Here is a 350-nt window from a genome sequence, read left to right on the forward strand (position 1 = left end):
CCGGTAATCTCCGGGAAGAGTTCGCCACTGATAGTGATGGTGTCGTTTTCCGGCCCGGTGTACTGAAAGGCGTTGCGTTTACCCATGCGCGCGTTGCTGGGCCATCTGAAGGTGCTATCGCGTTGCATGGTTTGATAGGGCAGCGTCTGCCGCATAAATACAAAAAGCCCAAGTGCCAGCATCATGAGGCAAATCCTCCTGCCGCGCTGAATTGTGAAAGGGAGTTAGTGCGTTTCTCCTGCTCGTGCTGCGCCAGCAGATCTCTTAACTGGCGCGTGCCATCGCCGCCGGATGACATATCTCCCTGCAGAGTGATGTTGTATTCGCTCTTGCTTTGATCGACATAGGAT

Annotated in this window: 1 protein-coding gene; it reads right to left on the reverse strand. The window is 54.3% G+C overall.

Translation table 11 applies throughout. The features are described 5' to 3' along the window. Positions 1–185, reverse strand: a 185-nt coding sequence (locus tag AB4Z37_RS33015) for a phage tail protein (RefSeq protein WP_441520887.1), incomplete at its 3' end; no start/stop codon positions are given. Between the last annotated feature and the right edge of the window lie 165 nt (positions 186–350).

The sequence above is a fragment of the Bradyrhizobium sp. 2TAF24 genome (genome assembly GCF_052115025.1).
GTDB lineage: Bacteria > Pseudomonadota > Alphaproteobacteria > Rhizobiales > Xanthobacteraceae > Bradyrhizobium_A.